Source organism: Sphingomonas sp. AOB5, assembly GCF_029433115.1.
In the GTDB taxonomy this organism is placed as follows: domain Bacteria; phylum Pseudomonadota; class Alphaproteobacteria; order Sphingomonadales; family Sphingomonadaceae; genus Sphingomonas.
Genome location: NZ_JARNTV010000042.1, coordinates 22,707 through 31,973, shown reverse-complemented (window position 1 = coordinate 31,973; position 9,267 = coordinate 22,707). Strand labels below are relative to the sequence as shown.

Below are 9,267 nucleotides of genomic sequence, written 5' to 3'. Positions count from 1 at the left end.
GTCGAGGATCGCGGCGCGCGGCGGCCGACGCCCGAGCCTTCGCCGACGCGGCGGCCGCCCGGGCTATAGAGTCTGATTCAGCTCCGCTGAAGCGGCACCAGGTTCAGCTTTGCCGAACCCAACTCAGGCCCGGTTGACCTTGCCGGTCCGCGCCCGCAATGGGCGTGGCATGCGCTTCTTCTCCGACAATGCCGCCGCCGTCTGTCCGCAGGTGCTGGAGGCACTGGCGGGCGTGAACCAGCTCGACACCGCCTATGATGGCGACCGGTGGAGCAAGGAACTTGACGGGCGCTTTTCCGACCTGTTCGGCACCGAGTGCCGCGCGCTGTGGGTGCCGACCGGGACCGCGGCGAACAGCCTGGCGCTGGCGGCCTTGTGCCCGCCCTATGGCGGGATCGTCTGCCACCGCGACGCGCATATCCAGGTCGACGAATGCGGCGCACCGGTCTTCTTCACCGGCGGCGCGACCCTGTTGCTGGCCGAGGGCGAAGGCGCCAAGCTGACCCCGGACGCGATCCGCGACGTGACCCGTGCGATCCGGCCCGACGTGCATCAGGTGCAGCCGCACGCGATCTCGATCACCAACGCGACCGAATATGGGCTGACCTATTCGCCGGACGAGGTGGCAGCGATCGGCGAAGTTGCGGCCAAGCGGAAGCTGGGCCTGCACATGGACGGCGCGCGCTTCGCCAATGCGGTCGCGCATCTGGGCTGCCATCCGGGCGACGTGACGTGGCGCGCGGGCGTGGACGCGCTGAGCTTCGGCTTCGTCAAGAATGGCGGGATGAGCGCCGAGGCTTTGGTGTTCTTCAGGCCCGAACTGGCGGAAGCGACGCTCTATCGCCGCAAGCGCGCGGGCATGCTGTTCTCCAAGGGACGTTATCTGGCGGCGCAGATCCTGGCGCTGCTCGACAATGATCTGTGGCTGGCGAACGGGCGCGCGGCCAATGCCGGCGCGCAACTGCTGGCGAAAGCCGCGGGCGACCGGCTGGTCCATCCGGTGCAGGCGAACGAAGTGTTCCTGAAGGTCTCGGCCGAGGAAGCCGCCAGCCTGCGCGCGCTCGGTTTCGATTTCTACGACTGGGGCGTTGGCGAGGCGCGGCTGGTGATCTCATGGGATCAGGCCGAGGAAGCGATCCGCCCGCTTGCCAGTGCGATCGCCGCGCTGGGATGAGCGCCTCACAATCATATAAAGATATCTTTATGTCTTTATATATGTATAGACGGCCATGAACCGGCCGGAGGAAAAGGTGACCGACAAGCCCCGCTCGACGCGCCTCAGGGTGCTGATCCCGTTCGCGATCGTCACCCTGATCTGGGGCACGACCTGGATCGTGATCCGCGATCAGCTGTCGGTGGTGCCGCCGAGCTGGTCGGTCGCCTATCGCTTTGCGCTCGGTGGCGCGACGATGCTGGTGTGGGCCGCGATCCGGCGCGAACCTTTATGGCTGCCGCGCAAGGGGATGATCTTCGCGACATTGCTCGGGCTGATGCAGTTCGTGCTGAACTTCAACCTCGTCTACCGTTCCGAGCAGTACATCACCTCGGGCGTGGTCGCGATCGTGTTCGCGCTGCTGCTGGTGCCCAACGCGATCCTGTCGCGCATTTTCCTGGGGCAGCGGATGGGCAGGCAACTGCTCGCCGGATCGGCGGTGGCGATTGCGGGCGTGGTCCTGCTGTTCATCCATGAGGGGCGGCTCAGCCCGGTCGGACCCGAACAGGCGATCACCGGCATTACGCTGGCGCTGTGCGCGGTGATGTGCGCCTCGACCGCGAACGTGATGCAGGCGACCGAGACCTCCAAGACATGGCCGATGGCCAGCGTGATCGGATGGGCGATGCTGAGCGGCGCGCTGATCGATGCGGTGTTCGCGCTGGCCGTGTCGGGGCCGCCGAGCTTCGAGTGGCGGATCGGCTATATCGCGGGGCTGATCTATCTGGGCGTGCTCGGATCGGCGCTGAGCTTCAGCCTGTATTTCGCGCTGATCCGCGAGATCGGACCGGCCAAGGCGGCCTATAGCAGCGTAGCGATCCCGGTAGTGGCGATGATCTTCTCGACCCTCTTCGAAGGCTATCGCTGGTCGCTGCTGGCGGCGTCGGGCGCGGTACTGGTGATCGCGGGGCTGGTGATCGCGCTCAGGGCACGCAGGCCGAACCGGTAATCGGGATAGAGCGGCGTCCAGCCGAGGACGCGTTTCGCCTTGCCGTTCGAGACGCGGCGATTCTCCGAATAAAAGGCGCGCGCCTGCGGGCTGAGACCGGCATCGTCGAGCGGCACCAGCGGGGCGGGTTCGCGATGCTGAAGGTGCGCGGCCCATGCCTGAACCTCGGCCTGCGGCGCGGGCAGATCGTCGGCGAGGTTGTAAGCGCCGGGCGGACCATCGAACCCGGCGATCACCCCGCGCACGATATCGTCGACATGGATGCGGCTGAACACCTGCCCCGGCGCGTCCACGCGGTGGGCCGGGATGCGATCGAGCGCCGAGCGGCCGGGGCCATAGATGCCGGGCAGGCGGAACACGCGTGCAGCGAGTGCCAGCCATGCCGCATCGGCGTCCGCGCGGGCGGCGCGGCGGCCGGTGCCGGTGGGTGCGCTCTCATCGACCCAGGCGCCCTGCGTGTCGCCATAGACTCCGGTGGAGGAGAGATAGCCGAGCCACGCATCGCCGGCGGCAAGCGCGGTTCGATAGGCGTCGAGGACGGGCTCGCTTTCGCCGGGCGGGACCGAGGAGAGGATATGGGTAGCGGCGGCGAGATCGGCTTCGCGGCCGTGGAACGTGTCGCGGGTGGCGGTGCTGACCCGCCAGCCCATTGCGCGCACGGCTTCGGCGAGGCGGGACGCGGTGTAGCCGGGACCGAAGAGGAAGAGGTGCATGGTCATCCCTCTATACGCTCCCCTCCCTGCAAGGGAGGGGTTGGGGGTGGGTGGCGAGTGAAGCGAGCCCAGCGAACCGCCCGAGACAAAGAAAAGGCCGGGCATCGAGCCCGACCTTTTCTCACCCACCCCTAGCCCCTCCCTTGCAGGGAGGGGAATGAGAAGGAGCTACTTCGCCCCGAACCCGTCGAAGGTCACGCCGAAGAAGTCGCCACGGTTCCAGCTCGGGCGCTTGTCGGCGTCGGCCAGGATGCGGGCCACGCCGTAATTCACCCGGACGAACTGCGCCGCCGAGGCCCAGTTGAACGGCAGGTCGATCTGGTCCGAGGGCTTGTGATAATTGTCGGCCAGGAACTTCTTCTGCGCCACGGCGCCCTCGCCGCCCGGGCCGGTATCGACCGACACGGCCGGGATGCCCGCCTTGACGAAGCTGTAGTGATCCGAGCGGACGAAGAACATTTCCTCCGGCGTCGGATCGGGGACGACCGCGAGACCCTCGGCCTTCGCGACCTGCTCGACCACCGGGCCGATGCTCGAACGCTCGCCGCCCTGCACCACCAGATCCTTCACGTCATAGGTGAGGATCGGCATGTCGAGATTGATGTTCGCGACCAGCTGGCTCTTGGGCACCGTCGGATAGTTCACGAAATAGTCGGAGCCGATCAGCCCCTTCTCTTCGGCGGCCAGCGAGATGAACATGACCGAGCGGCGCGGACGCTTGCCCGAGGTCTGGAAGGCATGCGCGACTTCGAGGATCGAGCCGGTGCCGACCGCATTGTCCATCGCGCCGTTATAGATGCGGTCGCCATTGACCGGATCGCCGACGCCGACATGATCGAGATGCGCGGAGAGGACGATATATTCGTTCTTGAGCGCCGGATCCGAGCCTTCGAGCACGCCGATCACATTGCGGGTGGCGGCGGTGCGCACGCGGGTCTTGCTGGTGATCGAGATGCTGCCGACCAGATTGCCGGTGGGCATCTTGCCGCCGGTCGTCTCGGCCTTGAGCACATCGGCGAACTTCATCCGCGATCCCGCGAACAGCTTCTCCGCACCCGCCTGGCTGATATAGGCGGCGACCGGCGCGCCGGGCGACACGTCATGCGCCTTGCCGTCCGGAGCGGCCCAGGTGGTGCGCTGATATTCCCAATAGGGAACGATCATGTCGAAGGCGAAGTCCTTCTTGTTCGCCGCGGATTCGAGGATCAGCACGCCGCGCGCGCCGCGCGACTGGGCGATGCGGGCCTTCTGGTCATCGTCGCTGAGATGCGCGGTGACTTCGGCGGGCAGGCCCTTGGGCACGCCCGGCATCATCACCACGATCTTTCCGCGCACGTCGAGTCCGCGATAATCGTCGCGCTTGCCCTCTGGGTAAACGATGCCCCAGCCGACGAAGACGAGGTTGCCCGACACGCTGAATTCGGGCGAGCTGGGCACCGGCGAAGGGAGATAATCCTTGCCATGGATCATCGGCTCGGTGGTCTTGCCGCGGGTCAGCTTGACCTCGCCCTTGCCCGAGGGGCTGTAGAAGGCGAGGTTGACCGCCTGGAACCAGGTGCCGTTCTCGCCACCCGGAGTCAGGCCGTAGCGCAGCATCTGCGATGCGACATATTCGGCCGCCACATCATAGTCGCGCGTGCCCGCTTCACGGCCGCGCAGCGAATCCGAGGCGAGGAACTGGACATGGCTCTTGATCGCCGCCTGATCGGCGGGGATCGCCTGTGCGTGCGCAAGCGGCGCGATCAGCAACAGCGGAAGGGCGAACAGCGAACGCAGCATCGGGCGACTTTCGAAACGCGCGGGCGGCACCGCCACCCGCGCAGATTAGAACGTGGAGAATTCGCGGATTACTTCGCGATCGGCCCCTTGAAGAGCGTACCGAAGAAGTCGCCCTTGTTCCAGACCGGACGCTCGTCCGCGTCCGCAATGGCACGCGCGATCGTATAGTTGATCTCGATGAAGCGGACGCCCGATTCCCAGTCGATCGGCGGACCCTGGACGATCTCGTCGGAAGGCTGATGATAGTTGCCGGCGAAGAACGTATCGATCGCCGTCTTGCCCGGACCAGCGGCACCCGGCCACAGGAACACCGAGGGCACGCCCTGCTGGATGAAGCGGTAATGGTCGGACCGCACGAACAGGCCCTGTTCCGGCATCGGATCGGGCGAGATCGTCACGCCGATCCCCGCCGCGGCCTTTTCCACGATCGGGCCCAGCGTCGAGCGCGGCGCGCCGAACACGATGATGTCGCTGAACTTGTAGGTGATGATCGGCATGTCGAGATTGACGTTGGCGACCATCTTGTCCTTCGGGACGGTCGGATTGTGCGCGAAATAGTCGGCGCCCACGAGGCCCTTTTCCTCGGCGGTGACCGCGAGGAACATGATCGTACGGCGCGGCGGCTTGCCCGATGCCTTGAAGCGCTTGGCTTCCTCGATCAGCGAGGCGATGCCGACCGCATTGTCCATCGCGCCGTTATAGATGGTGTCGCCCTTCGCATTGGGACGGCCGACGCCGACATGATCGAGATGCGCGGAGAGGATGACGACTTCGCTGCCCAGCGTCGGATCGCTGCCGGGGATGATGCCCGCGACATTATAGCTGACCACCGGCTTGGTATCGGTGGTGAGCGACACGCTGAGCGTGGTCGGCAGCACTTCGGCCTTGAACTTGGCGCCATCGCTTTCGGCAAGCTTGGCGACGGTGGCCCAGGGGGTCTTCGATCCCGCAAACAGCTTTTCCGCAGCGGCGATGCTGATCGTGCCGAGGCTGGGCGTGTTCGGCGCGGCGAAGAAGCCGGTGCCATCGGCGCGCTGCCAGGTCATGCGGACCCGGTCCCAGCCGGCCGGGCTGAACGGGCGGGTCTTGGCCGTGACCGGCGATTCGATGGTGATGTAGCCGATCGCGCCATGTTCCTGTGCGATCACCGCCTTGGTGGCGGGCGAACCCAGATGCGCGCGCTCCTCGCCCGGGAAACCGGCCGGCGCGCCCGAGAAGAAGGCGACGATCTTGCCCTTGGCGTTGACCCCGCGATAATCGTCACGGCCGAGCGACGGCGCGGTGATGCCATAGCCGACGAACACCACCTGCCCCTCGACCTTGGTCTCGGCCTTGGTCGGATCGGCGGACGGCACATAGTCCTTGCCGAATTCGAGGCTGATCGGGGTGGCGCCCTTGCCCTTGGGCGTCAGGGTGAAGCTGCCCTGCCCGGCCGGCTTGAACGACAGCAGCGGCACGCGCTGGAGATAGGAGCCGTCATCGCCCGCGGGACGCAGCCCGGCGGCATAGAATTGCGAGGCGACATATTGCGCGGCGATGTCGAATTCCGGGCTGCCCGCGTCGCGGCCGCGCATATTGTCCGAAGCCAGGAACATCACATGCGCCTTCATCGCCGCCTGATCGGCGGGCAGTTCGGCGTTGATGACGGCGTTCTTCTCGGCGGGCGTGGTCGGGACCGCCACGGTCGGAGCGGTCTGGGCCATCGCCGGGGCGGCGAGCAGCGCGGCGAGGGTCAGCGGCGCGAAATATCGAAGCATGGGGAGAGCAATCCTCGGCAATTCTGGTGTGCCGCGTGGGTAGCACGGCAATAATCTTGCGCAAGCACAGCATGCCGGTTTTGGCTGGCAGCTTGTGACGAGCTGCCTATATGCAGGGACGTCATGGCAGATGTTCAGAGTGCAGCCGCTACGCCCCCCGTCACGCTCAATGTGACGCGGCGCGAGGATTATCGCGCGCCGGCTTGGCGCGTCCCGGAGATTTCGCTCGATTTCGAGCTGGACCCGGCAGCGACGCGCGTGCGCGCAACACTGAAGGTCGAGCGGAACGGCGCGCATGACGAACCGCTGAGACTCCTTGGCGACGGGCTGACCGCGCTATCGGTGCTGGCCGATGGCGAGGCCGCGGTGTGGCACATGGACGGGCCCGATCTGGTGATCGAACTGGGCGGCGACGCGCATGTGATCGAGACCGAAGTGGTGATCGCGCCGGAGCGCAACACCCAGCTTCAGGGCCTCTATGCCTCGTCGGGCATGCTGTGCACCCAGTGCGAGGCCGAGGGCTTCCGCCGGATCACCTTCTTCCCCGACCGGCCCGACGTGCTGAGCGTCTACCGGGTGAAGATGACCGCCGACAAGGCGCGCTTCCCGGTGCTGCTGGCCAATGGCGATCCCATCGCGCAGGGTGAGCTGGACGGCGGGCGCCACTGGGCCGAGTGGCACGATCCCTTCCCCAAGCCGAGCTATCTGTTCGCGATCGTCGCGGGCGATCTGGTCGCCAATCGCGGGACCTTCACGACGATGGGCGGGCGCGAGGTGCAGCTGGGCATCTGGGTTCGCGCGGGCGATCTCGACCGCACCCATCATGCCCTTGCCGCGCTCAAGACCTCGATGGCGTGGGACGAGCAGGTCTATGGCCGGGAATATGATCTCGACGTGTTCAACATTGTCGCGGTGGACGATTTCAACTTCGGTGCGATGGAGAATAAGGGGCTGAACGTCTTCAACAGCCGCTACATCCTCGCCGATCCCGATATCGCCACCGATTTCGATTACGACGCCATCGCCGCGGTGGTGGCCCACGAATATTTCCACAACTGGTCGGGCAATCGCGTCACCTGCCGCGACTGGTTCCAGCTTTCGCTCAAGGAAGGCTTCACCGTCTATCGCGACCAGAGCTTCTCGGGCGATCAGGGTTCGAAGGCCGTCAAGCGGATCGAGGATGTGCGCGGCCTGCGCGCAAGCCAGTTCCCCGAGGATGCGGGGCCGCTGGCCCATCCGATCCGGCCGGATTCGTATATCGAGATCGGCAATTTCTATACCGCGACGATCTACAACAAGGGCGCGGAGGTGATCCGCATGATCGCCACGATCCTGGGCCCCCAGAAATTCCGCGCGGGCACCGACCTGTATTTCGACCGGTTCGACGGGACCGCCGCGACCTGCGAGGATTTCGTGCAGTGCATGGAGGAAGCCAGCGGGACGGACCTGACCCAGTTCCGGCTATGGTATTCGCAGGCCGGCACGCCGCGCGTCTCGGCGTCGCTGAAACAGGAGGGCGGCCGCGCGCGGCTGACGCTCAACCAGACCGTGCCGCCGACGCCGGGCCAGCCCGACAAGGCGCCGATGGTGCTGCCGCTCAAGCTCAAGCTGTTCGGTGCGATCACCGGCCGCCCGCTGTGCGACGAGCAGCTGGTGCTGCTGAACGAACCGAACCGCGAGATCGTGTTCGACAACATCCCGGAAACGCCTGTGCTGTCGATCAATCGCGGCTTCAGCGCGCCGATCGTGCTCGACACCAATCGATCGGCCAGCGACCTCGCCTTCCTCTCGGCGCATGACGACGATCCGTTCGCGCGATACGAGGCGATGCAGCAGCTGATGCTCGACACGCTGGTTTCGTCGGTCGCGAACGGCGGCGCGGACCATGGCGCGGTGATCGACGCGGTGCGCAATACGCTGACCGATACGGGGCTCGATCAGGCATTCATCGCCGAAGCGGTGCTGCTGCCGTCGGACAGCTTTATCGGCGACCAGATGGGTATGGTCGATCCCGACGCGATCTACCGGGCGCGCGAAGCACTGCGCCGCGATCTGGGCACCCAGCTCGAGCCGCTGTGGCGCGAAGCCTATGATTCGGTGCGCACCAACCGCTTCGAATATTCGCCCGCGGGCAAGGGCGCGCGGCGGATCAAGAATGTCTCGCTCGGCTATATCGCGGCCAGCGGCGCGGCGGACGCGGCCGACCTGGCCTATGCCCAGTATGAAGCGTCGGACAATATGACCGATCGTCAGGGCGCTCTCGGCACCTTGGTCAATTCGCAGGCGACGGAACAGCGTTCGGCGGCGATCCAGGCCTTTTACCAGCGCTATGCCGATAATGGGCTGGTGCTCGACAAATGGTTCCAGACCCAGGCGCTGTCGTCGCGCGACGACGCGATCGATGCCGTCGAGGAACTAGCGAAGCATCGCGACTTCACTTTGGCCAATCCGAACCGCGCGCGATCGCTGATCGGTGCGTTCAGCGTGAACCAGCGCGCGTTCCACAATGTGTCGGGCCGTGGCTATCGCTTCCTGGCGGACCAGCTGCTCGCGCTGGACAAGCTCAACCCGCAGACTGCGTCGAAGCTGCTCCCGCCGCTCGGCCGCTGGCGCCGCTTCGACGCGGAGCGGGCCGCGAAGATGCGCGCCGAGCTGGAGCGGATCGTGGCAACGCCGGGGCTGAGCAAGGATATGTTTGAGCAGGCGTCGAAGAGCCTCGACTGATCTAAAATCCTCTCCCTGAGGGAGAGGGGGACCGCTCGCAGAGCGGTGGAGAGGTAGTCGCCGCAAGCGATGCCGTCTCGCCCGTGGAGACTACCCCTCCACCAGCTTCGCTGGTCCCCCTCCCCCTCCGGG

General features: G+C 66.1%; 6 protein-coding genes. 3 read left to right on the top strand and 3 right to left on the bottom strand.

Annotated features, from left to right (window positions below):
• Nucleotides 1–169: 169 nt before the first annotated feature.
• Nucleotides 170–1,174: a beta-eliminating lyase-related protein gene (locus P1X14_RS15715; protein WP_277316340.1), complete on the top strand. Its 1,005-nt coding sequence runs from the start codon at nt 170–172 to the stop codon at nt 1,172–1,174.
• A gap of 76 nt (nt 1,175–1,250) precedes the next feature.
• A complete protein-coding gene (locus P1X14_RS15710; RefSeq protein ID WP_277316339.1) occupies nt 1,251–2,162 on the top strand; it encodes an EamA family transporter in 912 nt (303 codons plus the stop codon).
• Here P1X14_RS15710 and P1X14_RS15705 read toward each other — a convergent pair.
• The 3 genes from P1X14_RS15705 to P1X14_RS15695 form a co-directional block, all read right to left on the bottom strand.
• Nucleotides 2,072–2,875 (bottom strand): NAD(P)-dependent oxidoreductase, encoded by an 804-nt coding sequence (locus P1X14_RS15705; RefSeq protein ID WP_277316343.1) that lies wholly within the window; start codon nt 2,873–2,875, stop codon nt 2,072–2,074. The genes P1X14_RS15710 and P1X14_RS15705 overlap by 91 nt on opposite strands.
• Before the next feature lie 168 nt (nt 2,876–3,043).
• Nucleotides 3,044–4,654, bottom strand: coding sequence for a M28 family metallopeptidase (locus tag P1X14_RS15700; RefSeq protein WP_277316338.1), 1,611 nt, complete (start codon nt 4,652–4,654; stop codon nt 3,044–3,046).
• A 68-nt stretch (nt 4,655–4,722) separates the two neighbouring features.
• Nucleotides 4,723–6,411 carry a M28 family metallopeptidase gene (locus P1X14_RS15695; protein ID WP_277316337.1) on the bottom strand — a complete coding sequence of 563 codons (1,689 nt, stop codon included), beginning with the start codon at nt 6,409–6,411 and terminating at the stop codon, nt 4,723–4,725.
• A gap of 123 nt (nt 6,412–6,534) precedes the next feature.
• Here P1X14_RS15695 and pepN point away from each other — a divergent pair, with 123 nt between their 5' ends.
• Nucleotides 6,535–9,135: an aminopeptidase N gene (gene pepN / locus P1X14_RS15690; protein ID WP_277316336.1), complete on the top strand. Its 2,601-nt coding sequence runs from the start codon at nt 6,535–6,537 to the stop codon at nt 9,133–9,135.
• Nucleotides 9,136–9,267: the final 132 nt, after the last annotated feature.